General features: G+C 39.8%; 21 protein-coding genes and 1 other RNA gene. 2 read left to right on the top strand and 20 right to left on the bottom strand.

Annotation, left to right across the window (positions count from 1 at the left end):
* Positions 1-430: 430 nt before the first annotated feature.
* From BPR_RS05520 to BPR_RS05495, 6 genes are all read right to left on the bottom strand, one after another.
* The gene (locus BPR_RS05520; protein WP_013280476.1) at positions 431-1,930 is read right to left on the bottom strand and encodes an aminopeptidase; all 1,500 of its coding nucleotides are present in this window, start codon (positions 1,928-1,930) and stop codon (positions 431-433) included.
* 127 nt (positions 1,931-2,057) lie between these two features.
* Positions 2,058-4,478, bottom strand: a complete 2,421-nt coding sequence (gene pheT, locus BPR_RS05515) for a phenylalanine--tRNA ligase subunit beta (RefSeq protein WP_013280475.1) — start codon at positions 4,476-4,478, stop codon at positions 2,058-2,060.
* 35 nt (positions 4,479-4,513) lie between these two features.
* Positions 4,514-5,560: a phenylalanine--tRNA ligase subunit alpha gene (gene pheS, locus BPR_RS05510; RefSeq protein ID WP_013280474.1), complete on the bottom strand. Its 1,047-nt coding sequence runs from the start codon at positions 5,558-5,560 to the stop codon at positions 4,514-4,516.
* Positions 5,561-6,082: 522 nt separating this feature from the next.
* Positions 6,083-8,116 carry a SpoIIE family protein phosphatase gene (locus tag BPR_RS19685; protein WP_207636493.1) on the bottom strand — a complete coding sequence of 678 codons (2,034 nt, stop codon included), beginning with the start codon at positions 8,114-8,116 and terminating at the stop codon, positions 6,083-6,085.
* A gap of 73 nt (positions 8,117-8,189) precedes the next feature.
* Entirely contained in the window at positions 8,190-9,080 is an 891-nt protein-coding gene (locus BPR_RS05500) for a LysR family transcriptional regulator (protein ID WP_013280472.1), read from the bottom strand.
* Between the two features lie 95 nt (positions 9,081-9,175).
* Complete coding sequence (locus BPR_RS05495) at positions 9,176-9,412, bottom strand: hypothetical protein (RefSeq protein WP_042256617.1); 237 nt, start codon at positions 9,410-9,412, stop codon at positions 9,176-9,178.
* 548 nt (positions 9,413-9,960) lie between these two features.
* Here BPR_RS05495 and BPR_RS05490 point away from each other — a divergent pair.
* Positions 9,961-10,848 carry a DegV family protein gene (locus BPR_RS05490; protein ID WP_013280469.1) on the top strand — a complete coding sequence of 296 codons (888 nt, stop codon included), beginning with the start codon at positions 9,961-9,963 and terminating at the stop codon, positions 10,846-10,848.
* Between the two features lie 71 nt (positions 10,849-10,919).
* On the opposite strand, the gene BPR_RS05485 is transcribed toward BPR_RS05490, so the two are convergent.
* The 11 genes from BPR_RS05485 to BPR_RS05440 all read right to left on the bottom strand — a co-directional run bounded on the left by BPR_RS05485 (position 10,920) and on the right by BPR_RS05440 (position 22,237).
* Positions 10,920-11,165: an HPr family phosphocarrier protein gene (locus BPR_RS05485; RefSeq protein WP_042256614.1), complete on the bottom strand. Its 246-nt coding sequence runs from the start codon at positions 11,163-11,165 to the stop codon at positions 10,920-10,922.
* 144 nt (positions 11,166-11,309) lie between these two features.
* Complete coding sequence (locus BPR_RS05480; protein ID WP_013280468.1) at positions 11,310-12,968, bottom strand: EAL domain-containing protein; 1,659 nt, start codon at positions 12,966-12,968, stop codon at positions 11,310-11,312.
* Between the two features lie 184 nt (positions 12,969-13,152).
* Positions 13,153-13,431, bottom strand: coding sequence for an HU family DNA-binding protein (locus BPR_RS05475; RefSeq protein ID WP_013280467.1), 279 nt, complete (start codon positions 13,429-13,431; stop codon positions 13,153-13,155).
* Between the two features lie 126 nt (positions 13,432-13,557).
* Positions 13,558-14,940: a GGDEF domain-containing protein gene (locus tag BPR_RS05470; RefSeq protein WP_013280466.1), complete on the bottom strand. Its 1,383-nt coding sequence runs from the start codon at positions 14,938-14,940 to the stop codon at positions 13,558-13,560.
* Positions 14,941-15,069: 129 nt separating this feature from the next.
* Positions 15,070-16,329: a 6-phosphofructokinase gene (locus BPR_RS05465; protein WP_013280465.1), complete on the bottom strand. Its 1,260-nt coding sequence runs from the start codon at positions 16,327-16,329 to the stop codon at positions 15,070-15,072.
* Between the two features lie 100 nt (positions 16,330-16,429).
* Positions 16,430-17,518 carry an endonuclease/exonuclease/phosphatase family protein gene (locus BPR_RS05460; RefSeq protein ID WP_013280464.1) on the bottom strand — a complete coding sequence of 363 codons (1,089 nt, stop codon included), beginning with the start codon at positions 17,516-17,518 and terminating at the stop codon, positions 16,430-16,432.
* A 96-nt stretch (positions 17,519-17,614) separates the two neighbouring features.
* Positions 17,615-17,830 carry a hypothetical protein gene (locus BPR_RS05455; protein ID WP_013280463.1) on the bottom strand — a complete coding sequence of 72 codons (216 nt, stop codon included), beginning with the start codon at positions 17,828-17,830 and terminating at the stop codon, positions 17,615-17,617.
* Between the two features lie 35 nt (positions 17,831-17,865).
* Positions 17,866-19,014, bottom strand: coding sequence for an AI-2E family transporter (locus BPR_RS05450; protein WP_013280462.1), 1,149 nt, complete (start codon positions 19,012-19,014; stop codon positions 17,866-17,868).
* A gap of 92 nt (positions 19,015-19,106) precedes the next feature.
* On the bottom strand, positions 19,107-20,024 hold the full coding sequence (locus BPR_RS05445; RefSeq protein ID WP_143754266.1) for a YihY/virulence factor BrkB family protein: 918 nt from the start codon (positions 20,022-20,024) through the stop codon (positions 19,107-19,109).
* Positions 20,025-20,079: 55 nt separating this feature from the next.
* A non-coding RNA gene (gene ssrS / locus BPR_RS20320) (6S RNA) lies at positions 20,080-20,287 on the bottom strand.
* A gap of 126 nt (positions 20,288-20,413) precedes the next feature.
* The gene (locus BPR_RS05440; protein WP_013280460.1) at positions 20,414-22,237 is read right to left on the bottom strand and encodes an aminopeptidase P family protein; all 1,824 of its coding nucleotides are present in this window, start codon (positions 22,235-22,237) and stop codon (positions 20,414-20,416) included.
* A gap of 215 nt (positions 22,238-22,452) precedes the next feature.
* Here BPR_RS05440 and deoC point away from each other — a divergent pair, with 215 nt between their 5' ends.
* Complete coding sequence (gene deoC / locus BPR_RS05435; RefSeq protein WP_013280459.1) at positions 22,453-23,112, top strand: deoxyribose-phosphate aldolase; 660 nt, start codon at positions 22,453-22,455, stop codon at positions 23,110-23,112.
* A gap of 80 nt (positions 23,113-23,192) precedes the next feature.
* Here the strand turns inward: deoC and BPR_RS05430 are convergent, their stop codons facing one another.
* The 3 genes from BPR_RS05430 to BPR_RS05420 form a co-directional block, all read right to left on the bottom strand.
* A complete protein-coding gene (locus tag BPR_RS05430) occupies positions 23,193-23,534 on the bottom strand; it encodes a DUF1622 domain-containing protein (RefSeq protein ID WP_026663618.1) in 342 nt (113 codons plus the stop codon).
* Between the two features lie 69 nt (positions 23,535-23,603).
* Positions 23,604-24,977 (bottom strand): citrate/2-methylcitrate synthase, encoded by a 1,374-nt coding sequence (locus tag BPR_RS05425; RefSeq protein WP_013280457.1) that lies wholly within the window; start codon positions 24,975-24,977, stop codon positions 23,604-23,606.
* Positions 24,978-25,058: 81 nt separating this feature from the next.
* A complete protein-coding gene (locus BPR_RS05420; RefSeq protein WP_013280456.1) occupies positions 25,059-25,418 on the bottom strand; it encodes a hypothetical protein in 360 nt (119 codons plus the stop codon).
* Positions 25,419-25,429 lie beyond the last annotated feature (11 nt).

Here is a 25,429-nt window from a genome sequence, read left to right as displayed (position 1 = left end):
GTTTATTGGTTATTTCACCATATATAAGGATAATGACTTAGCTTATAAGACTCTACCTAACTATTGCGCGCAGCTTATCACTTTTTTCTATAAATCCATATCATGATATATGTATCAAAAGTCATAATTCGTATATCATATTATCTCTCTGGAATTATTTGCCTATCATTTCTATTATTCTTTTGTTCATTTATCTATACAGATGCTAAGCTGATTCTTCATTTATCTTTCTATCGCAAAAGCGACACTCTATATTGCACCCCGGCGCCACCGGCAGGTTTTATGTTATTAGTGATTATGCTAGAACACTGGCATTCTGTAAATGAAGCAATTCTTATAGGTGGATATAAAGAAATCTTTTCACGAAAAAAAGGAAGCTATCACAGTTTCTGTGATAACTCCCTTTGGGTTGATCATCTAAAAATATCAATTACTCATTTCTAAAATCAATGTTCTGAAGGAATGATACATATCCTCTATACGCCTCGTAAAGGTCAGCCTTATCAATAACTTCCCATGGTGCATGCATATTAAGAACCGCAACTCCTGAATCAATTACGTTCATTCCATAAAGTGCAAGGATGTAAGCAATTGTTCCGCCGCCGCCAACATCTACCTTACCAAGCTCAGCTGTCTGGTATACGATACCGTCCTTCTCAAAGGCCTTTCTGATCTCAGCAATGTACTCTGCGTTTGCATCGTTAGATCCTGACTTACCTCTTGAACCAGTAAACTTGTTGAATACAAGACCTTCTCCGAGGAATGCCGCATTTTTCTTTTCAAATGCAGATGCATAAGTAGGATCAAAGCCGGCACTTACGTCTGATGAGAGCATGCATGAATTTGCAAGACATCTCTTAAGGGAAAGATCGTTATATCCTTCCTTGGTAAGGTTCATAAGCTCTGCTACAGCCTTCTCGAAGAACTTACTCTGCATACCTGTAGCACCTACGCTACCAATCTCCTCTTTATCAACAAGGATGCAGCATCCTGTTCTCTTAAGGTTCTTGGCAGCAAGAATAGCTCGCATTGAAGGATAAGCACATACTCTGTCATCATGGCCATAACCCAGGATCATAGATCTGTCAAAGCCTGCATCTCTTGATTTTCCTGCTGGAACTATCTCAAGCTCAGCTGAGATAAAGTCTTCTTCTTCAATACCATAAAGATCATTTAAAAGAGCAAGAACGCCTCTGCGAACAGCACCTGAAATTTTGCCGCTCTCTGCCTTTTCAGCCTTTTCCGCTGCAAGCGCATACTTCTGACCTGCTGTGAGTTTAGGATCAACCTTCTCAGCCTTCTCTTTTTCCTTACTCTCTACTACAAAAGGTCTGTGGCCGATTATAAGATCAAGAGCCTCGCCCTCGATAACCTTAGCTGCTGTCTTGGACATCTGATCAGCTGAAAGATGGATAAGGAGGTCAGAAATGAAGAATACTGGATCATCCTCATCCTCACCAACGTTAAGCTGTACAGTTGTGCCATCCTTCTTGCAAACAACACCGTGGATTGCAAGTGGCATAGCAACAAACTGATACTTCTTGATACCTCCATAATAGTGGGTATCGAGATAAGCAAATCCGCCATCCTCGTAAAGTGGATTCTGCTTAACATCGATTCTAGGTGAATCAATGTGTGCTCCCAGAATATTAAGTCCCTGCTCCAAAGGTTCTGAACCAAGCTGGAACATAACAATAGACTTGTTCATCCATACGCTATAAACCTTGTCACCCTTCTTAAGCTTGGTCTTGCTGCCAATGAGTGTATTAAGCTCCTTGTAGCCGGCTTCCTCAATCTCATTAACGATTGAGTCGATAGCCTCACGCTCAGTCTTGGAATTATCCAGGAAGTTCTTGTAGTCCTCACCGAACTTGTCTACAGCTTTAAGCTGTGTTGCATTATAAGTAGTCCAAACATTTTTTCTGTTCATAAATACTTACCTTCTTTCTTAATAATAAGCATCTACTGACATATGAACTATCAGTTAGGTGCAATAAAATAGCCATTACTTTTGTTAGCAATGGCTATTATATCATTTGTTTTGATTACAATCAAATTTAGCTACGGATTTCTATTCCCATTGTGAATGACAATTTTCTGAGCATCTTATCAACGTAACCGTTGACTGCTTCAAATGTAAGTTCTTCATCCTTAGGAGTGAAGGTAATAGTAAATGCCATACTCTTCTTGGTAGGAGGAATTGGAAGTCCCTCATAAACATCAAAGAGTTTAACATCTGTTACATATTTGCATGAACCATAAATGGCTTCTTCCACTTCTCCGCATGTAACTGTCTTGTCCATGATAAGAGCAAGATCTCGCTTAACAACAGCGAACTTAGGAAGTGGCTCAAATGAAGGAGTCTTACCATACCACTTTTCAAGTACTGACAGATCGATCTCACAAATATATGCAGGAATTCTCATATCTGTATCATCCTGGATCTCATATGTGATCTGTCCAAGATATCCAACTTCTTCACCTTCACAGGAAATCTTGGCAGCTCTGTATGGATGAAGGAAAGTCTTGGTCGTTGGCTCATACTTAAAGCTTACATGAAGAGCTGTAGCAACATTTTCAGCAAGTCCCTTCAATGTAAAGATATCTTCTCCTTCACCGAAAATACCGATGCAAAGTGTAGCCTTCTCATCAGGATAATCTGTAAGTGGAAGTGACTTAGGAATAAATCTGTTACCAAGCTCGAACAATCTTCCCTCAAGAGTTCCCTTCTTCTGGTTCCTTGCAATAGCATGGATCATCTGAGCTGCAAGAGTTGTTCTCATAAGTGAAAGATCTTCATTGATAGGATTGAGGATCTTTATTGCTGTTCTCTCATCTGCATCCTCTGCAAATCTAAGAAGGTCAAGGTCACTTGGTGAGAAGAATGAATAATGCATACATTCAAAAGCTCCCTGAGCGCAAAGAGCTCTCTTAAGCTTAAGCTCAGTTTTCTGACGAAGGTTTCTGCCTCCCATTGTTACACCCGCATCCTTAAGGAATGTAGGCTTTACATGATCATAACCGTACATACGGATAAGCTCTTCTGCAATATCAGGATAGTCTTCCATGTCCTCACGATATGCAGGAATCTTGATTGTAAGCTCATCTCCATTGATAGCAGGCTCAAAATTAAGGTTTGTAAGGATTCTCTTGATCTCATCCTCAGGAACTTCTATACCAAGAACACCGTTAACCTTTTTGATAGAAGCCTTCATCTCTTTTTTCTCAAGGCTATTGCCTGTATTGATATCAACGTGAGTCTTGGAAACCTTACCTGCTCCAAGCTGTTCTATAAGGTGAAGTGCTCTCTTCATTGCAATAACAGTAGTATATTCGTAAACGCCCTTAGAAAAAGCAGCTGATGAGTCAGATGACTGTCCAAGTGCTCTTGAGCTCTTACGAATGTTGTCACGCATGAATTTAGCAGCTTCAAATGTAACTGTAGTTGTTGTATCACGGATTTCTGAATTAAGGCCTCCCATGATACCTGCAAGGGCAACAGGCTTCTTGCCATCGCATATTACGAGATTATCTGTAGTAAGCTCGAACTCGTTCTCATCAAGAGTAACGATCTTTTCACCCGCTTTTGCACGTCTTACAACAATCTTGTTATCCTCAAGGAAATTGCCGTCAAAAGCATGCATAGGCTGACCAAGCTCTCTCATAATATAGTTGGTGATATCAACGATATTGTTGATAGAGTTATTTCCAACCATAGCAAGTCTTCTCTTCATCCAAAGAGGACTTTCTGCAAGCTTGACATCATAAACATAATGTCCGATATATCTTGGGCAAAGATCAGGATCTTCTACTGTTACGCTAAATCCGTCATTTGTAACATCAGTTTCTGTGTAGCTAAGATCAATCTCTTTTAATGGCTTGTCAAGAGCTGCTGCTACTTCTCTTGCAAGACCATAGATGCTCTGACAGTCTGGTCTGTTTGCAGTGATTGAAACATCAAAGATCCAGTCATCAAGCCCTAAAAGAGGCTTAACATCAATACCGACCTCTGTATCTTCAGGGAAAACCAAAAGTCCATTATAACCGGCGCCCGGGTACATATCCTCAGATACACCAAGTTCAACGCCTGAGCAGAGCATACCTTCTGAGTCATAGCCGCGGAGCTTACCCTTTTTGATAGTAGCAACGCCTACAACAGTAACATGGTCCTTGGCTGTCTCTATAACAGTAGCACCTACAAGGGCAAGAGGATACTTGCCACCTGCCTGAACATTGTCCGCGCCACAGCATACCTGGAATGTGCCGTGCTCACCGGCATTAACTGTACATACATGAAGATGTGTATCAGGAATTGCTTCACAAGTCAGGACTTCACCGACTACAACCTTGGATACATCTTTTCCTACTTCCCAACACTCTTCTACTTCAAAACCGCAATCAAAAAGCTTTTTCTCAAGCTCCTTGGGTTCAATATCTATATCAACAAAATCTTTAAGCCAACTTAAAGGTACTAACATTTTATATTCCTCCTATAGTATTAGAATCTTACAGATTATTCGTAGTGATCGATCTGCTTAAGAACATCAATATCAGATTCATACAAAAGCTTGATATTGTTGATGCCATACTTAAGCATAGTCGCACGCTCAATTCCGATACCAAAGGCAAAGCCGCTGTACTCTTCTGAGTCAATTCCGCAGTTCTCCAAAACCTTCTTGTTAACAACACCGGCACCAAGTACCTCAATCCAACCGGTTCCCTTACAGAGATTACATCCCTTACCGCCGCATGCAAAACAGCTGCAGTCAACTTCTACAGAAGGTTCTGTGAATGGGAAGTATGAAGGGCGAAGTCTTGTTGTTGTACCTTCGCCAAATATTTTCTGAGCAAAAAGCTCAAGAGATCCCTTAAGGTCACAAAGTGTAATGTTCTTATCAACTACAAGACCTTCCATCTGTGAGAACATAGGTGAATGAGTTGCATCATCATCTGAACGGAATACCTTACCTGGAGATAATATCTTAATAGGTGGCTTGGATTTCTCCATTACATGTATCTGTCCTGATGAAGTCTGTGTTCTAAGAAGGAACTCAGGGCTTAAGTAAAAAGTATCCTGCATATCTCTGGCAGGGTGATCCTTGGGAGTATTAAGAGCTGTGAAATTGTAGTAATCATTCTCAATCTCTGTACCCTCATAGATTTCAAAGCCCATTCCGGCAAAAATGTCAATAAGAGTTTCTCTCATCTGTGTAACAGGATGGAGGTTTCCAGTGTAGCGAATCTTGGCAGGCATTGTTACATCCTGCTTCTCGCTCTCATATCTGAGCAAAAGCTCTTTTTCCTTCATCTTCCTGTCAAGCTCTTCAAAATGCTCAAGAGCCCACTGTTTAAGTTCATTAACATTCTTACCGTACTCAGCACGATCCTCAGCTGCAATATTCTTCATTTCCTTCATAAGTGCACTGATCTTGCCGGTCTTGTTGTCCATGAAGCTCTTCTTCATCTCATAGACAAGCTTGGAGCTGTCAAGTTTTTCAGAATTAGCCTTGATCTCTTCACGGATTGCTTCAATTTTCTGACGTAATACGCTGTTTTCCAATTATCCTTCCTCCTGCTAACAATAATGTAACTTCTACGATCGAGTAGGCTGATTCCTACTCGATTCTGCACACAGACATTCCGCACTTTGTGCTCCATGTCCTTACGACCGGCAAATGAATTTGTATGCAAGCATCCATTCGCTTGCCGGTCTTGTGCAACAAAAAATCCCATAGCATATAAAATGCTATGGGACGAGATTAACCGCGGTACCACCCATGTTCATACTCCGTATCACAAAGTATGCACTTAGTTTTCACAATTCAGTTCATGACCAAACTGTTCCACTTCATCCGTAACGTGGATATACGTTCAAGACTACAAGCTGATCTCAGCCTTCACCCTGACTGCTCCGGTGCGAAATTTCCGTATATATCATTGCCATAAGAGGCTCTCAGCCAGTGACCTCTCTCTCTTGAATGGATAATATAACATCTGTGGGTATCCCCAACACCATCAATACATTTATTTCTTTTTAATTACTTTAATATTCTATTTGTCATAATAACAAAAGTCAACATTTTTATCTGACGAGTTTTTTAAGTTCAAAGCCAAGCATTGTAATATCATCGAACTGATCTGCACTTCCTCTGAACGCCGCAACACTGTCAGACATAAAAGGTAATATTTCCGTAAAAGATTTGTCTTTAACCTTATTGATAACATCAACAAGGCGCTTTGATCCATACTGAATAACCTCTTCATTGATTGCTTCCGGAATTCCGTCAGTGTAAACAAATACCTTGTCGCCGGGATGAAGTTCAATATCATATTCCTTGGGCTTAATTCCTTCCACAGCAGCAAGTGCAAGGCTGTGCTTGTCTTTTATAATTTCAAATTCACCGTTAACCCGCTTTATAAGCGGATATTCATGTCCTGCATTGGCGCATTTCATAAGTCCGGTTTCAAGGTCTACGATTCCAATCCAGGCAGTCACAAACATCTCTGCATCATTTCCCTCACAAAGAGTGTTGTTGGCCCTTTCAAGGATCTCTGAAGGTGATCCCCCTGTCTCAGCAAAACTTCTTATAGCAGTTTTGCTCCTCATCATGAAAAGAGCTGCCGGTATTCCCTTTCCGGAAACATCAGCTATTACAAGTGCAATCTTATTCCTGTCCACAAAAAAGAAATCGTAAAAGTCTCCCCCTACCTCTTTTGCAGCCTTCATTGATGCATATATCTCAAACTCATCATTTCTTCCGGGAAATTCGAAGTTCCGAGGAAGAGACGATTCCTGAATTGTCCTTGCAAAAACAAGTTCCTGTTCTATCCTATTTTCCGCTGCCTCAATATATCCCTTAAGAGTATCAACCGTCTGATTGATATCATCTGACAGCGAAGCAAACTCAGAGGAGTTTCTGACAGTAACAATTTCATTTAGATTTCCGTTCGTGATCTTATCAAGAGATTCATTTATAAGGTCAATATTTTTGACAACAATCTGTCTGACCAGGAAAGCAATCAGAACATATATAACGGTGAACAGCAGAATATCTGCAAATGCAGTCTCATAGGCCTGTGCATTGCGGTTCCAGAATAGCTCGTCATGAGGCATATAGGTCAGAAGTATCAGTTCCGACGAGAGCATATCAACCTTATTAAGCGCATCCTCTCCCATGTAATCAGCTTTAAATATGGGTTTATCGATGCTTCCCGTAATGTCATCCATTACAGTTTCAGATAACTCAGAGCCAATATTCTTACCTGCAATGATAGTTCCGTCGCTTTTAATGATCTCGAAATACTCAGAAGCTCCTGGAACACAGTATTTAAGGCCTGCTTTAAACCTGTTTTTAATATCGCTTGAAGTCTGGATTATAGAGCTGTAACCATTTTGATAAGCTGATTGCGTCTGCAGAATAAAAGAAAAGATAAAATTGATAAAGATAACAGATACGGTAACCACAAAAAGCCACCGCTGAAAAGTCTGAGAAACCGAAATGTCTTCTCCTTTAGCTCTTTTAAAGGGATTCTTCCATTCGCCTGCAATTACTTCCAGGATAATAGACATTACAGCAAGTGCAATACCCGAGAAGATGATCATGGGTATAGAGCATGCCCTTACTACCACAAAAGCCATTCTCATATCAGCTCTGTGGGAAATAAATACAGCATACATATGGAAAACCTCCATGACAGCCCCCATAAAGAAAGCATACATAGGAGAAGGTTTCTTGCCCCTAAAGACCTTAAGATTCATCAAAAGTGCAACAAATCCGGCAAGGCATGTAGATACACTGCAGGCTATTCTGGTATAAGAGCCTATTCCAAAATATGTACCTACAATGTATCTCTCTATTCCGCCTATAAGGCCGGCAATAACACCCGAGAGCGGATGAAAGAAAAGTCCGGCTGCCAGCGGCGCCACATCTCGCAAATTAAGAAGCATATCTCCGAAATCAACCCCAAAATGAGTCGATAATACCGAACACATGCCATAAATAAGACCTATCAGGATTTTCCCTGTAAAAGAAATCTTTTTGTTTCTAAGGTATTTCCACAAAAAGACTGTGAGCACAATATAGAGAGCTGAAATTGCTGACATCTTAAGAATCATTGATAACATATTCTTTCACCCATTTAACTAAATCATGCAATTATTCATTCGCTATATTGATATTATAACACTTTTATCCCTGGAGTTTATTGACAAAAACCTGCGCCATTTCGCTGAGCTGCGTGCCCTTTCTGACTATATATCCAAAGGTGAGGTTCTCCTCTTCTTTGAGCTTAATAGCCTTGATCTCAGAGGAATTAAGGCTATCCCCGAGCATAGCCGCACCTACAGCATATCCGTTCAGTCCAAGCATAAGTTCAATAGAAGTTGCTCTTTCATTGGTGCTGATTATCTTCTTGTAATCATAGGTTGCAAGAGCCTCTTCTCTATAGTAAAAAGAAGTATTGTCCCCCTGATCAAAAACCATACATGGATAATCCTCAAGCTCATCAAGAGAAATCACCTCTCTGTCAGCGAGCGGATGGTGAGAGCTCAGGTACAGATAAGTATTTCTGGTAAACAGTTCATGAAATTCCAAAGACGCATCAGCAAATATCTTTTTAAACGTATTCTTATTAAAGTCACTAAGAGCAATGACTCCCACTTCGCTCTTTAATGTCTTGACATCTTCAATCACTTCGCTGGTCTGGGTCTCTCTGATATAGAACTGATACTCTTTAAGATCAAATTCTTTAACTGTATCAATAAAGGCATTGACTGCTATTGTATAATGCTGCATGGATACAGAAAAAGTCGGCTTATGATTTCCTGCATTTAAGTATTTTTCCTCAACTTTTTCAAACTGCTCAACAGCACTCCTTGCATATGCAATAAAAGAAGCTCCGGCAGGAGTAGTGACAACACCGTTGTGAACTCTTTCAAATATCTGAATTCCGAGTTCACTTTCAAGGTCTCTTACAGCGCTGGATAATCCCGGCTGTGAGACGTACAATCTGTCAGCAGCTCTTCGCATGGAGCATTCTTCATCAATCGCTATAATGTATTTTAGCTGTAATATCGTCATGTCTTCTTTACCTCACTAAAGGGATAAATTTTTGAATACATGATACCATATTACAGCTAATTACATACACATTTTTTATTAAATTTTATATCCTGTCAGCAGTATGTTCCTTTATCATTAAAATCACCAAGGATCAGCTTGCCGTCAATAGAGCTTTCTCTGTCTACCAGGTCGCCGGCTGTCTTCTTGTCGCCCTTAAAAACTGCACTTGAAGCTTTTCCTGCTGAGCCTTTCATTAAAAGAGTTCCTGCTTTTTTGTTTGTCTTGTTTACGCCACCTGTTACTGCTTCCAACTCATCATCGTTTAGTGACATCATTTCCTTGTTCTCCATAGTAACATCCTCCTTACTCAAGATACAATTATGCGTCATCCTTATATCTATATATACGAATGGAAAATAGTAATGGCAAATTATCAGCAATAAAAACGGGCATCCATTGTATCAATGAACACCCGTTTTCATGAGTTGTTTTCCAAGGGACTAATCCTCGTCTTTCTGTAGCTTTGTAAGCTACCCTTATTTATATAAATCACATTACCTAAACGGCATCTCGACATTCCCTGGCTCCGATGAAGCATCGCCACCCTCGCTGTAAATGTCCGCCGTCCCGATAACCTGTGCTCGTCTTCTGTGAAGCTTATGCCACTTGGACTGCTTAGGTTTTATCTTCAATGTGATTGTATATATAATATACCATCCGCCAATATATTTGTCAAGCATCTCTAATTAATTGTTTATATATTCAGACAATTCAAACAATTCCAGCATTTATGCGCAGACAATTCCACTGGCAAATAAATATTTGCTACAAAGCCCTTAATAAGGTATTATTTTAATGGATTATAGGTAAATGAATTTTATATGAAAAGAGGAAAATCATGAGTAATTATATTCTTAGCTGTTGCTCTACTGCAGATCTTGATGAGCAGCATCTTAACGAACGTGATATCAAGTATATTTGCTTTCATTTTCAATTGAATGACAAGGATTATCCGGATGATCTTGGTAAATCAATATCTTTTAAGGATTTTTATGACAGTATGGCTAAGGGCGCAATGACCAAGACATCACAGGTAAGCGTCGGTGAATACACAGAATACTTTGAATCATTCCTCAAGGATGGTAAAGATATTCTTCATGCAACCCTTAGTTCCGGAATTTCCGGTACTCTTAACTCAGCCACTATCGCCAGAGATCAGCTCAAGGATAAATATCCTGACAGAAAAATATATGTAGTTGATTCTCTTGCGGCATCAGCAGGCTATGGACTTCTTATGAATAAGCTTGCAGATCTCAGGGATCAGGGAATGGGCATTGATGATCTTTATCAGTGGACAATTGACCACAGACTTGAATGTCAGCACTGGTTCTTTGTATCAGATCTTAAATATCTGATCAGAGGCGGTCGTGTTTCCAAGGTTGCCGGTGCAATAGGAAGTGTATTAAATATCTGTCCTCTTATGAATGTCGATTATCAGGGAAGACTTATTGTAAGAGCCAAGGTTCGTGGTAAGAGCGCTGTTATAAAGGCTCAAGTTGAGAAAATGGTACAGCTTGCCACAAATGGTCTGGACTATGACGGTGACTGCTATATTTCAAATTCAGATTGTTATGAAGATGCAAGAGCAGTTGCAGATCTTATTGAAGAAAAATTCCCTAAGATGAAGGGAAAAGTTAAGATATACAGCATCGGAACTACTATCGGAAGCCATACAGGTCCCGGAACTGTAGCACTCTTCTTCTGGGGAAGCCAGAGAGTCGACTGATCTTATCAGAACTATGCAATAAAAAAGAGATTCGCAACCGCGAATCTCTTTTTTTAATGCATATAAACCTATTAGCTTATAAGCAACTGATGCGTACCGTAGCTGTGGATAAGATCAGTAATCTTACTGTCCTCTCCTATTACTGTAACATCAAGTGGTTTGAATAGATTCAGTGACAGAAGCCCTACAATTGACTTTCCGTCGATAAAACTGTGACCATCCTGAACATCAATTTCACAAGAAGACTTCGAGTTCATGTTAATGAACTGGATGATCTGGGATTTGCATCCCAACGATACCTTTACTTCTTTTCTCATATTTTTTCCCTCTCTCAAAAACCGCAGGTTACTACCGGCGACAGAGATTATATTAACACTATATAACAATAATGTTAACAGGAAAATTATAAAATTTATAAAAATTAAAAAAGAAGTTTCCGTGAAACCGCTTACAATAGGCTATTACGAATAATTGCGTTTGATTAATCGTTTCTGAAAATCCCCTTCCGGCATAGGATTGTCGTACAAGAACCCCTGAACATAATGACAACCCACGCTCTTGAGAAGTTCTACCTGATCCTGCCTTTCAACTCCCTCTGTCAGAACCTTTATTCCAAGATCCTCTGCCATATGGATAATATTTCTCAAAACAATTTCATCGTTGTCATTCACAGCCTCATTACATATAAATGATCTGTCTATTTTGATCATAGTAACCGGAAAATCTCTAAGATTGGACAAGGAAGAATAACCGGTACCAAAATCATCAATTGCGGTATCTATACCCTTTTCCTTGAGATTTTTGAGGAAATTGGTCATGAGTATACGCTCATCTTCATTGGCTGTCTCTGTTACCTCTATCTGTATCATGTTTCTCTTTATTCCGGCATCATCAATTATCTGTACTATTTCTCTTGCCAAATGCTTGTAGTTGAGATCTCTTCTTGAGAAATTGACAGACACCGGAACAGGTTCTATTCCGGCTTTCATCCAGCCCAGAATAAACTCACAGGTCTTTTTAAGGACATAGAGATCAAGTGATGCAACCATTCCCTCCTGTTCAAGAATAGGTACAAATTCCGTAGGGTATAGTACAACACCATTGCAAAACCATCTGGCCAAAGACTCGGCTCCTATTATCTCTCCGGTAAAAATGTCTACCTTTGGTTGCAGATATATCCTGAATTCGTCATTGGCTAGCGCTTCTTCATATCTGTCTTCAATCTGTTTCTGCCTGTATATCCTGGTGCTCATAGCCTTATTAACAAATACATAAGGCTTATTGGCAACATTCTTGGCATAATTAAGCGCCATGGCAGATCTTGAAATAAGCTGTCCCGGCTCCTTAAGTGATTCATCTACCGCGTAAACACCTGTAACAGCCGCAACCTTTATTTCCTCCTGCTTGCCATTCTTCATACCATAAACAGGAATGGAAGCTATATAATCAAGGAATTTCTGAGTTCTCTCTTTTTTGATCAGCGCGGTGTAATTGTCACCGCCAAAATGTGCGATCATTTCATCCGGCTCGCAAAATTCTCGAAGTTTCTGAGAATACCTCTTCATGATCTCATCACCTTCAGTAAGTCCATAACGCCTGCTGATAAGCCCAAAACTCTTAAGATTAAAGAAGAAAGAATCATAGTTCATTATCTCTCTGCTCTCACATAGTCTGGTCGCATACGCAATGAAACCACCGGAATTCGGAAGTCCTGTAAGATACTGGGTAAGCGCACTGTCTTTGACAAATTTACCCAAAAGAAATCTTTCTGTATGCATCATAAGAATATCTACAATGATTGCAAATGACTGATATTCTTCTTCATTCCATGATTTATTATCGCGGGTATATATGTGAAACGTCACTGTCTTACGCCCCGCAAGAGTATGTTTAAACAAATAGGACGGTGCCTCATTTTCCGGAACAGGCCCAAATAAAGGCACGATAACATCAGCTTCACCAGCCTGCTCTGATTCTCTTAGATTAGAAATAATGGCAACTATTGAGCGAAGCGAATACTCCTTGGAAACATCGGCAAGCGCACTTGGCGATATTTCGGGTGTAATCTCCTCTTCAGACAATATTTGAACAAAGTTCATGAAGCTTCTTTCGAATGTCATGAGTTAACCTCACTGAAAAAAATTGTCAGCAGTGTCATATATTATTATTGTACGAAAATATCAAGTTCTTTTCAACGATATTAGATGTATCTTTGGAGTTTTTCATGCCGTATACTAACAGACTACTTCCTATAGTACGAAAAAAGCTGCGTCATAAGACGCAGCTTCAATCATTCGTATAAAATTATTTCTTGTTTACAAGATCCTTAAGAGCCTTACCAGCTTTGAACTTAGGTGCTACAGATGCAGGAATCTTGATAGCAGCGCCAGTCTGAGGATTCTTACCTGTTCTAGCAGCTCTCTTTGTTGTCTCGAATGTACCGAAACCAACAAGCTGAACCTTTCCCTTTTTCTTAAGCTCCTTTGTTACTGTGTCTGTGAAAGCGTTGAGTGCTGCAGCAGCGTCCTTCTTTGAAAGTCCTGCTTCCTTAGCGATTGCATCGATAAGTTCTGTCTTGTTCATTAAATTTTCCCTCCAAAAAGAAATATTTTACTACATTGCCCATTCTACCACTATTTTGTACCGCAAACAAGCTATAAATGCCGAAAAATACACGAAAATCTAAATTTTTTATAATTTTTCCTTGTTTTACCTGCTTTTGAGAGCAATTTCTATCATTTTACCCAGATAAGTAAAGTCAGTTATATCCGGTTGTGGGAATTTTCTCGATAATTCGTTCGTATTATAAAAGAATACATAGCCCCCATTAAACACATCCTTCATCTTATATATGAAGGCATGTTTAATATCATGAGATGCAAAATAGCTGTCGGCTCTTGTGCCTGACCCAAGCTGTTTTTCAGGACTATCTATCACAAATACACCATTGGAATTAAAATGCTGGTCAAAATCTTCATCTTTAACAAAAGATATATCGGCTGTTACTTCTACTATACGCTTAATTCCTTTCTCCGTTGAAGTTTCTGTACTCTCAAGCATTTTAAAACCACAAAAGCTATTAGACACATCTCCATAAAATACATAGACATGATCAAGCTCGTATGTGCCTATTATCTTAAGAAGCTGTTCTGAAACTGCCCCTTCAGCTTCAAGTAAGTCTTCAATAGTATCAAGCACAAGCCTTATCTTATCGACAGGCGCTGCATCCTTGATAGTTTTATTTTCTTCCCTGTATAAGCCATCGACAATCTTCCCATGAATATCAGGATTGTACATGACATATCTGTTCTTGCCCCTGCTCTTGGCTCTATACAACATCTTATCAGCAAGATCAAACAAAGCGTCGTACTCAGAAAGGTCAGTTGGAAACCTGGCTGAACCAACTGAAACTGTTATAAGCGGATTGCCATTCTGATCCCTGTATAAGTTCTGTATGCTCTCACGGATAGGTTTTAAAAATGTACGAAGCGATGGGTTATCAGGTGCATCATCAATAATAAGCATCATTTCATCGCCTCCTATTCTTCCTGCCTTACCGTGGCTACCAAGAATATTTCTGATGGTTGTACTAACATCCTTAAGAACTTTATCACCAAAAGAATGTCCCTTAGTATCGTTGATATTCTTAAAGTTATCTATATCAAGTATGCAAAGGTTAAAAACACCGGACGGATGCGCACATCTAAACTTTGCATATTCAACAATCGTCTTTTTATCCCAAAGCCCTGTCCCAAAATCCAGGCTGTCCATGGATATCTTTTCTTCCAATTCAGAAATATCCTGCATCGTTATCTGGTAATAATCATTTCCGGAAATTTCTTTTTTATAGCACAGAGCAATTACCCAGTTCTCTTCTCCCTTATCTCCCATAAATCTAAAGCAGAATGAATAAGGCTCTTTTTCTGTGATTTTTTCAATCATCTCATAGATCAGATGACGATCATCCGGAAGTATCATCTCTAAAAAATTTTTATTAAGGTCAACCACTAACTTATCAGAGTTTTCTTCACCAATGTTTGCTATATTCAAATTTGTGTCTATTGTTACAGTACCAATTCCGTATCTGCTCATATTATTATTGCCTCAATATAAAAGAATGTCGCACGCAAGTACGCATCCTCAACGGAGCGTTTTAATATCATATGAAAAAACCATGGACTACCTTAAACTGGTAGCCCATGGTCACTTGCTAATTCAATATCAAAGAAGATCCTGGAAACCAGGTCTGTACAAATGTCTTGGAATACCATCAACCATGATAGGTCCAACATCACCCTGAATAAGAGGTCTTACGTAGGTGATAAATTCGTTAGTAACATATGTACCATCCTTGTTGATCCAATCTCTCGGAACTGTACGCTCGTCATTAGCAATCTTATGAACATCCTTAACCTCAGTTCCTGCCTGATAAGGATCATCGGATAGTCTCTCAATAACTACCATCTTGCCGCTGTCGCCCTCATCTGCAGCCTTCATGGCAGCACCGCCAACTTCATAAGCTTCGAGGATATCTACACGGCTTGCACAATGGCTTGCTGCTCTCTGAAGAGTTGAAAGCTCAATGGCACGAGTCTTACAACCGCATTCCTGAGAAACAACTTCGCAAAGATATCTGGCTGTTCCGGTTAGCTGCTTGTGTCCAAAAGCATCTACATATTCTATGCTGTTGCCAAGCTCACTGACATATTTGCCATCCTTGGTTCTGATACCCTCAGAAACCGCAACAACAACTGAAGCTTTGTTCTTAAGCAAAGACTTGATCTTCTTGATAAATGCATCCATATCGAATGGAAGCTCAGGAAGATAGATTGCATCAGGTCCGTCACAGTCCTCGCCCTTGGCAAGAGCTGTCGCACCTGTTAACCAGCCTGCGTTTCTACCCATTACCTCTACAATAATTACCTGGCCGCTAGTTGTTTCCAGTGACCAGCTATCTCTGATGATCTCCTTAACTGATGTTCCGATATACTTGGCTGCTGAGCCATATCCGGGAGTATGATCTGTCAGAGCCAGATCATTATCAATTGTCTTAGGACATCCAACAAATCTAATGTCAGATCCTGTGATGATAGCATAGTCGGAAAGTTTCTTGATGGTATCCATAGAGTCGTTACCACCGATGTAAATGAAGCAATCGATTTCCAACTTAACGAGGATTTCGAATATCTTCTCGTATATCTCTTTACTCTCGAAAATCTCAGGAAGCTTATATCTGCATGACCCCAAATATGCAGATGGTGTTCTCTTCAAGAGTTCGATATCAAGTCCACTCTGAATATGATCAGAAAGGTCTACATATCTTCCTTCCATAAGGCCTTGAACACCATGGATCATACCATATACCTTCTGGTATCCACGATCGATCGCAGTCCTATAAACTCCCGCAAGAGATGAGTTGATAGCTGCTGTAGGACCTCCCGACTGTCCAACAATAACATTACGTTTCTTTTTCTGTACCATTAACTCCTGTCCCCTTTCAAGTAATAAAAATACCTTATATTTAGTATATGTGAAAAATCGTCTAAGCTCAATCAAAACTTAAACGTTTTCATATACAATTTTACTCACTTTTCAGAACAAATTTTACTACAACAGGATTATGATCTGAACACTTAAATTCAGTATTAATTGTTTCAACATGATTAACCTGAATATTGTCGGAAACTATACATCCATCGAGCATGTAGTACTGAAAACTCTCAGGGCTCTTATCCTCTGCATCTATAAGCACTCTGTCAAGAGATCTGCACGTAGGATAAGTATCATCATACAGAAAACTGAATGTACTGCTAAAATCTTCTGTATTGATTATTCCGGCTTCCCATTTTCCTTCAAGCACAGGATATTTTGATAAATCTATATTAGAAAATGTCTGGTTAAAGTCGCCTGCTACAATTATGTAGTTTCCCTTTGCAACTTCATTATCCATAAGTTCTTTTAACATGTTAGTCTGTGCAATCTTACCTTCTCCGGAGTCATAGGCTTCAAGATGAAGGTTAATAATTACAAGCTCTCTGTCCGATTCTTCAACAGGATATCTTGTCACAAGAAGACATCTCTTAAGATTAAAGGTCCTTAGCGGCCACTTGAAGGGACATGGTAGTGCAACCCTCTCAGCAAGGCTTGTTTCATGAGAAGAGTAGGTAGTCTCTCCTGCAAGAACACGTCCGATTGGAGGCACAGGAAGAGGAACAAAAGAAACATTAAAGTTTGGAGCAAAGCTGCTCTGATACTTAAATACATCAGATTCACCCTCACTCTTTAATCTCTCAAGTTCATCAATAAAATATGATCTGGAAGAATTCCTGTCCAGCTCCTGCATCACAAGGAAATCAGGATTTATAGCGTCAACACGTTTGGCAATTTCTGACAAATTTTCCCTGACCCTTGATTCATCTGCGCTATATACCATTTTGCCGCCGTCCATGAAGAAGTCAGCATTATCTCCAAGGGCTCCATAGCCTATATTCCATGTCGCAAAAGTATACTCCTTGCCGGTAACAGTCGGATTTCCTGCTGTTCCTATGATTTCGACCTGTTCTACAGCTTCGGGCTTGTACTCATCTATTGTCAGATAAGCTACAAGCGTTACGACAACAAAAACTGCAACAAGTAAAACGGCTCCAAGTATTTTCAGTATTTTCTTCATAATAATCCTCTTAACAATTAATTATCAGTTACATAATGCAGCTCCATAGACGCAAAAGGGCATCTGCACTCAGTGCAGATGCCACTCTATATAATCCTAGAAATCTTCTTCCTCAAGGGCAATCCTCTTCCCTTGAGCCTTCCCAAGTCCATAAGCAATTCCTGCAACAGCAATTACTGCTACTACACAAACTGCGCAACCAATTAGCAGCTTCTTCTGATCTTCATCAAAGCTGTCCCATAAGTCCATGGCCTTGTTTATCTGATCCTTGCAAAAACCAACAGCAGTATCAACTACTTTAACAAAATCCATAATTCTATTACCCCCATAAAGAGTGTTATGTAACCCTACTTATTATGATAAACCTTTGCGTGTCTTTCCTCAAGTTTTTTTAGGACATAATCCCTCCAAACGAAATCAATGATAGCCGCAAAAGGAATAGCCAAAAGAATTCCCACAACGCCAAACAGCCTTCCTCCTACAACAATTGCTATCAGTATCATCAGAGGAGAAACTCCAAGACTTTCACCAAATAGTCTTGGCTTAAGGATATAGCCATCTATAGTCTGAAGAACTATTGTAAATGCTATAAATGCAACCGCATACCATGGGTTGACCAGAACAAGGATAAACGCTCCGATAACGCATCCAACAATAGGTCCAAAAGTCGGTGCGAGGTTAGTTACTCCTACTATTACAGAAATAAGTACTGAATAAGGCATTCCTGCAATCAGCATAAATATCAGATTCACTGCTCCTACAATTATTCCCTCTACGATATCAAAGCTGATATATCTGATAATAATGCTATTACATCTGTCTAAAAAGATTGCTACATTCTCATGGTTCTCAGGCTTCATGATAAGTCTGGTAAATCTGGCAAATCCATTTTTAAGTCTCGTCTTATCGAGTAAAAGATAAATCGCAAGAATAAAAGCAATCACAGCGTCAAACACACTCTTACCTATGCTGGCTGAGGTAGTTACAACATTTCCGACATTATTAGAGAAATATTCGCCAATCTTATCCAGGATCTTGTCGGTAAATGATGCCAACGCGCCAAGTTCTCCGCTAAACAAACCTGTAGTATCATTCTTCTCAAGGTCTCTTAGTACTCCCTGAGTAGTGGCTACATATCCGTCCACATTACTCACAAATGTACTGATACTGTCTGCAAGCTGAGGAATAAGTGCAACAAAGAGTAAAACAACGGCAAGAACGATCACAATGATCGTACAGCAAACAGAAAGCTTCCACTTGGCACTCTCATTTTTCATTTTTCTGAACACTTTATCATTAAAAACCTTGGAAAGCGGATTGAAAATATAAGCCACTATCATACCGCTCACAACAGGCTTGATGTAGCCATAAAGTGATCCAAATCCTTCAGTTATGCTCGAAAAGTTAGATAGTATCATATACAGAATAACAGCTGAACATGTAGCTATTGTATACGATACCCATTTCTTTTTGGGCAGATTCTTACCGATTTTCATATGTACCTCCATCTCATCATGAGTAGATCCATATATTATGGTGCCTAAAAATCTTTTGACACCTACATCATATTATAACGCATTTTTACAGATTATCTAAATTCATAATTATCTTTATGCTTCCTGATTACCTTTGTACTCTTTTTCTTGGCATTTTTCCTTACTCTGTTTTTGTGGTGATCATCGTATAGCACCTTAACAGCCGGATGGAAAAATCTGTTTATAAAAGCCCCAATCAGGAAAATATAAATACAAAAATACAGCCAGAACATCATAATAACAGGTGTCGCAAGACTTCCGTATATCGAATAGGTATCAGGAAGGCTCACATATAAAGAAAAAAGCCATGAAAAGACATACCAGACAATAGCTGAAAAAAGAGCTCCCGGAAGCTGATATATAAATTTCATTCTGGCACTTGGAATAAAGGTATAGATCATAGCAAAAGCAAATGTTGCTATTCCAATGACCATTATAAACTTGAAATTCACAAAGAATGATATGGCCGTCCATACGTGGGGATATGCGTTCATGATCAGTTGTTTGACGAAATCGCCAAAGACCATTATCACAAGCATTATAAGAACGATAACTATCATGGCGATTGTATAAAAGGCTGCTATCAGTCTCAGGTAAAAATAATTACGACGCTCATCTACATCGTAAATAATATTAAGCCCTCTGATAAGTGCCAGCATTCCAAGCGCCCCTGTCCAGATAGAAGCCACAGCCGAAATTGAAAAAACTGCAACTGACTGTTCATAGGCCTCCCCGACGATCCTGACCATAATATCATCGGCAAAATCCGGAGTCAGTTCCACCATTACACGTACAAGATCCTCTTCTGTAAGTGATGTGTAAGGGAGTACTGATGATAAAAGAATCAGCATAGGAATAAGAGACACAATAAGAAAAAACGCCGTACTACTGGCATAAGATTGCATATTCTTTTTTTGCATTCTGACTGAAAAGTCTCTTGCAAGAGCAAAAAGCGCAGTCTTAATGTTCATATTTTCTCCTCACATGGAAAAAGCAGCCATTTACATGACTGCTTTATTTTCCAAAAGAATTCCCAAAATGCCGGTTCCTGTTATTTGACTCCTAGCTGACGCCAGGTGGGTTACCGCAACCATAATCTCTGCCTTCCTCTCCCATAGCTGGTCTGCGCATGCGCAGGGCCGAAGGTGTGACATCAAAAATGATGATGTAGGAGTCCCGTTTAAAGTAATGTAGGTTCAAATTACACAGGAGTTGTCGGACATCCCAGGAGAACTAACCTGTAGTTCTTTTATACCTTTATTATAGCCATAGTCTCCTATTTTTCAAGGGGCTCAGGCCATATTTCACACTAATTTTATTTTGCTAAACAATGCTGAAAATATTAATGTTTAAAATATTATCAAATTGCTCTGGTAGCTTCCTTGAGCCATTCCTTAACAGCTTCATCCTGAATAAGAGGACTTACCTTATCATAAACCATCTTGTGGTACTTATTCAAAAGCTCAACATGTTCAGGCTTCATATAGCGGGTGTCAATAGCCTCAAGATCAATTGGAGCGTATGTAAGATGGTCAAATCCAAGGAACTTGCCATACTCATTCTCTGAGCGCTCAACAACCTCAATGATATTCTCAATACGGATACCATGACTGCCCTCGATGTAAACACCAGGCTCATCAGATACAATCATACCGGGCTCAAGGACTGCTTCTGAAACGCCTTCTGCATATCTCCATCTGAGGCTGTGAGGTCCCTCATGTACATTAAGAATATAACCGATGCCATGTCCTGTTCCGTGGTTGTAATCAATTCCTATATCCCAAAGTGGTCTTCTCGCATAAACATCAAGGTTTCTGCCAGTGCAACCTTCAAGGAAAAGAGCATCAGCCATCTGAAGCATTCCGGCTACAGTAGCTGTATAGTGCTTCTTGATCTCATCGGAAATCTCTCCAACTACAATAGTTCTGGTAACATCAGTTGTTCCGCCCATGTATGTTCCGCCTGAATCTACAAGGAGCATTCCCTGAGCCTTAACTTCTGCCGCATTATCCTTGGTAGCTTCATAATGAGCCATAGCTGCGTTGGCATTATATGCACTGATAGTAGGGAAAGAAAGCTCAATAAAGCCCGGAAGTTCAGCTCTCATTGAATCAAGCTTCTCTGCTGCTGTATACTCAGTCATCTCTACCTTGCCAACGTTATGTTTAACCCAATAGATAAACTCAGTAAGCTTAGCACTGTCTCTAAGATATACTTCCCTGATATTCTTAAGCTCAGTGTCATTCTTGACAGCCTTCATAAGCTCAGTAGGATCTTTCTTGTTAACAAGCGCTACCTTAAGCTCATCAGCCTTGGCAGACAAAGTCTTATAGGTAAGGAAGTTTGTGTTTCTCTTATCGTAGAGAACATCTCCATCAAAAGAAGCACCTGAAATAAAGCTCATGATCTCATGGTAATCCTTAAGTTCGATGCCCACCTTATCGCAATAAGCTCTCGCTTCATCTGTTACCTCTTTATCCTGAACAAAGAGAATAAACTTATCCATAGTAATATATGCATAAGCAAGGATTACAGGGTTGCACTCCACATCATTACCACGAATATTTGTAAGCCAGCAGATATCATCAAGTTTTGACAAAAGATGTGCCTTGGCATTAACCTTCTTCATGGCCTCTCTGACATCTGAAAGCTTCTCTCCAAAGCTCTTTCCGCAAAGTTCATCCGGAAGAACATACATGTCATGACATGGAAGTGCAGGTCTGTCTGTCCATACTTCTTCAGCAAGATCCTTATCTATCTTGAGACTGATCTTCTTGGCAGATAGTTTTTTCTCCAGCTTCTCTCCAATACTTGTTGAAACAACTCTTCCGTCAAAGCCAAGAGTCTGTCCCTCTTTCATATTCTGGAAAAGATACTCTTCAATTGTAGGAACACCGGGATTCATCATCTTATAGAGTTCTACCCCTGTGCCCTTCATCTGGTTCTCAGCCTGGATAAAGTATCTTCCATCTGTCCACATGCCGGCAAAATCCTGACCGACAACAAGTGTTCCGTTTGATCCGTCAAATCCGCAGAAATACTCTCTTACCTTAAAAAAGTCTGCAGAATACTCTGAATTGTGGAAATCAGATGTAGGCATCATGTAATAATCAATACCGTATTCAGCCATCTTCGCACGAAGCTTAGATAGTCTGTCTTTTATAACAACATTCTCACTAGACATTGCTTATTAGTCTCCTTTACAAAATCTATTTTGTCTAAAGACACAAAAAAGTGTGTCAAACAATCTATCACAAATTGTATCACAGAGAAACTATCTTGCAACGAAAAAGTATCTTACTATTATGATGATTGACATTTTATGTGCTATAATGTTCTAGATTTAAATGAAGCAATGTTAACCTGACATATGCAAATTTATATGAAGGAGATCCGAAAATGGAAGAAAAGGATATTTTAAAACTTATTGATCACACACAGCTCCAGGCTAATGCTACATGGGAAGATATAGTTTCTCTTTGCGACGAGGCTGTTAAATATGGCACAGCTACAGTTTGTATTCCTCAGGCTTACTTAAAGAGAGTTCACGACAAGTATGGCGATAACTTAAAACTTTGCACAGTTATTGGTTTCCCTCTTGGATATAACTCAGCTCACTCCAAGGTAGTTGAAGCTCAGGATTCAATCGCTGACGGTGCTGAAGAGATTGACACAGTAGTTAATATCAGTGATGTCAAGAATCACAGATATGATGAAGTAAGAAAAGAGCTTAAGATGATCCGCGAAGCTTGCGGTGACAAGCTCCTTAAAGTAATCATCGAGACTTGCTACCTCACTGAAGAGGAAAAGATCGAGCTTTGCAAGATCGTCACAGAGGTTAAGGCTGATTACATCAAGACATCTACAGGCTTTGGTTCAGCCGGTGCTACACTTGCTGACATCGAGCTTTTCAAAAAGCACATCGGTCCTGATGTTAAGATCAAGGCTGCCGGCGGTATCAGAACAATCGAGGATGCACTTGCTTATGCAGAGGCTGGATGCAGCCGTATCGGTTCATCAAAGGTTGCTCCTCTCATCGCAGCAAAATATAACCTTTGATCTGTAATAGATATTTCAAAAAATATGCTATGACACAAAACAAGCCCTTAAGCTTTTTTTGCTTAAGGGCTTTATTATACTTATATCTTTGGTTCCAGGGCCTTTTTCTCATTCTTGATTTCCCAGTGGATAAGGAAAGTAAGCGCAGCTCGCAAGGTAATGATCGCGCCAAGAATTCCAAGTTCTGCCCAGTCACGAACCACTACTGTTCTAAGCACCTCGCCTCCAAGCTTGAATTCAAGAGCAAGTGCTATCCCCTGTGCGAGCCCAAGCCTTATTGACTCATCCTTTTTGAGCCAGTATATAAAGCTTTTAATAGCAGTAAATACAAGAATACAGATTCCAAATAGTTCAAGAAGAAGTGTCGAAAACTCTACAACATAACGAAGTATACTTTCTGCGCTCTGATATACAGCTTCCATAGATTCCCTCCATATAAGCAGATGCATCTGCACTGTCCAAAACGTTTTGCTCTGCTGCACAAATACAGATCAGTCTCTGTCTGTCATATCAACGTATTCTTTCCTTGGTTCAATAGCCATATATGCTGGTCTAATGATCTTACCGTTATTGGCAAGCTCTTCCATTCTGTGCGCGCTCCACCCAACAATTCTCGCAATCGCAAAGATAGTAGGATATAGTTCTTCAGGAAGCTCGAGCATTCTGTAAACAAAGCCTGAGTAGAAGTCCACATTCGCGCTGACTCCCTTATACATAGTTCTTTCTCCGGCAATAAGTTCAGGCGCAATCTTCTCAACCATCTTATAAAGAGCAAGCTCTTTTTCCTTACCTTTCTCAACAGCAAGTTTTTCTACAAAGCCTTTCAGTATTACAGCTCTCGGATCTGACTTGGAGTAAATAGCATGACCTATACCATAGATTAGCCCTGCCTTGTCAAAGGCCTCCTTATTGAGAATTTTATCCAGGTAGGCCCTGACTTCATCCTCATCCTCCCAGTTGCTCACATTAGCCTCAATATCATCAAACATATGGACAACCTTGATGTTGGCGCCGCCGTGTCTGGGCCCCTTAAGAGAGCCAATAGCAGCCGCTATAACAGAATAGGTATCCGTCATTGATGAGCTGACTACATGAGTTGTAAAAGATGAATTATTACCACCACCATGTTCCATGTGAAGAACAAGGCAAATATCTAAAAGTTTAGCTTCAAGCTCTGTATACTTACTATCCGGCCTTAGCAGATACAGAATAGTCTCTGCTGTAGAGAGTTCTTCCTTTGGCGGATGTATAATAAGCGAATTGCCCTCATGATAGTGATTATATGCATGATATCCATATATTGATAAAAGAGGAAACATGCTGATAAGCTGAAGGGATTGCCTGAGTACATTAGGTAATGAAACATCGTCCGCATGATCATCATATGAATAAAGAGTCAGCACGCTTCGGGCAAGAGTATTCATCATATCCCTACTTGGAGCCTTCATGATAACATCACGAACAAAGCTTGTTGGAAGGCTCTTGTAGACTCCCAGAAGCTTTTCAAATTCAAACAGTTCTTTTCCTGTTGGAAGCTTGTCAAAAAGAAGCAGATACGCACATTCCTCGAATGCAAATCTGTTCTCTTTGACCGCAGCATCTATAAGCTGATGGACATCGTAGCCTCTAAAATAGATTTCACCATCAGCCGGTATTTCCTTGCCATCAACATTTTTCTTGGCGATTATTTCTGATATTCTGGTAAGACCTGTAAGTACACCCTTACCATTTAGATCACGAAGTCCTCTTTTGACATCGTATTTGATAAAAAGATCATTTTCGATAAGATCAGCTTCTTCTGAAAGCTTGGACAGTTCAACAATTTCCGGTGTGTTTTCCGAGTAATATCCCTTGCCTAAATCCATACGCACCCCCTATATTAAACATTCAATTTCAGTTTGAATTATTTCTTATCAAATGTGAGTGTTACGCAACCTCACTTAAGATTAATAGAATTTTCTTTTGCCCTTGTCGATCATAAGATTTCCAATGAGAAGGACAACCAATGCTATACCATATATTATAACATGAATATCCCCTCTGCCGATAAGGTCACAAAAAATACCTGTTACTCCAAGTAACACCAAAGCGATTCCCTGAGCCACATGACGAGGATAAGAATAGTTAATAAAACCTGCTCTGTCCTTCATCTTCTGAACATTTACATCAGGTGGGATCATAACTCCCACCTTGATCTTGTCTACAGTCTTCATCTGAACTGCATAGTATAGGATCATGGCACCACCGATGATGATTGCCAGATCAAATATGTTGTTAAAGGTATCCATTACATTCCTCGGTTCCAAACAAATTACTG

Origin of the sequence: Butyrivibrio proteoclasticus B316 (assembly GCF_000145035.1) — a bacterium.
In the GTDB taxonomy this organism is placed as follows: Bacteria; Bacillota; Clostridia; order Lachnospirales; family Lachnospiraceae; genus Butyrivibrio; species Butyrivibrio proteoclasticus.
This window is presented reverse-complemented; position numbering and strand designations above follow the sequence as displayed.

Bases quoted from the DNA above. Each gene is read 5' to 3' on its own strand.
- BPR_RS05520 (WP_013280476.1), bottom strand. From the start codon at position 1,930: ATGAACAGAAAAAATGTTTGGACTACTTATAATGCAACACAGCTTAAA.
- pheT (WP_013280475.1), bottom strand. From the start codon at position 4,478: ATGTTAGTACCTTTAAGTTGGCTTAAAGATTTTGTTGATATAGATATT.
- BPR_RS19685 (WP_207636493.1), bottom strand. From the start codon at position 8,116: ATGATTCTTAAGATGTCAGCAATTTCAGCTCTCTATATTGTGCTCACA.
- BPR_RS05500 (WP_013280472.1), bottom strand. From the start codon at position 9,080: ATGACGATATTACAGCTAAAATACATTATAGCGATTGATGAAGAATGC.
- BPR_RS05495 (WP_042256617.1), bottom strand. From the start codon at position 9,412: ATGGAGAACAAGGAAATGATGTCACTAAACGATGATGAGTTGGAAGCA.
- BPR_RS05490 (WP_013280469.1), top strand. From the start codon at position 9,961: ATGAGTAATTATATTCTTAGCTGTTGCTCTACTGCAGATCTTGATGAG.
- BPR_RS05485 (WP_042256614.1), bottom strand. From the start codon at position 11,165: ATGAGAAAAGAAGTAAAGGTATCGTTGGGATGCAAATCCCAGATCATC.
- BPR_RS05480 (WP_013280468.1), bottom strand. From the start codon at position 12,968: ATGACATTCGAAAGAAGCTTCATGAACTTTGTTCAAATATTGTCTGAA.
- BPR_RS05475 (WP_013280467.1), bottom strand. From the start codon at position 13,431: ATGAACAAGACAGAACTTATCGATGCAATCGCTAAGGAAGCAGGACTT.
- BPR_RS05470 (WP_013280466.1), bottom strand. From the start codon at position 14,940: ATGAGCAGATACGGAATTGGTACTGTAACAATAGACACAAATTTGAAT.
- BPR_RS05465 (WP_013280465.1), bottom strand. From the start codon at position 16,329: ATGGTACAGAAAAAGAAACGTAATGTTATTGTTGGACAGTCGGGAGGT.
- BPR_RS05460 (WP_013280464.1), bottom strand. From the start codon at position 17,518: ATGAAGAAAATACTGAAAATACTTGGAGCCGTTTTACTTGTTGCAGTT.
- BPR_RS05455 (WP_013280463.1), bottom strand. From the start codon at position 17,830: ATGGATTTTGTTAAAGTAGTTGATACTGCTGTTGGTTTTTGCAAGGAT.
- BPR_RS05450 (WP_013280462.1), bottom strand. From the start codon at position 19,014: ATGAAAATCGGTAAGAATCTGCCCAAAAAGAAATGGGTATCGTATACA.
- BPR_RS05445 (WP_143754266.1), bottom strand. From the start codon at position 20,024: ATGAACATTAAGACTGCGCTTTTTGCTCTTGCAAGAGACTTTTCAGTC.
- BPR_RS05440 (WP_013280460.1), bottom strand. From the start codon at position 22,237: ATGTCTAGTGAGAATGTTGTTATAAAAGACAGACTATCTAAGCTTCGT.
- deoC (WP_013280459.1), top strand. From the start codon at position 22,453: ATGGAAGAAAAGGATATTTTAAAACTTATTGATCACACACAGCTCCAG.
- BPR_RS05430 (WP_026663618.1), bottom strand. From the start codon at position 23,534: ATGGAAGCTGTATATCAGAGCGCAGAAAGTATACTTCGTTATGTTGTA.
- BPR_RS05425 (WP_013280457.1), bottom strand. From the start codon at position 24,977: ATGGATTTAGGCAAGGGATATTACTCGGAAAACACACCGGAAATTGTT.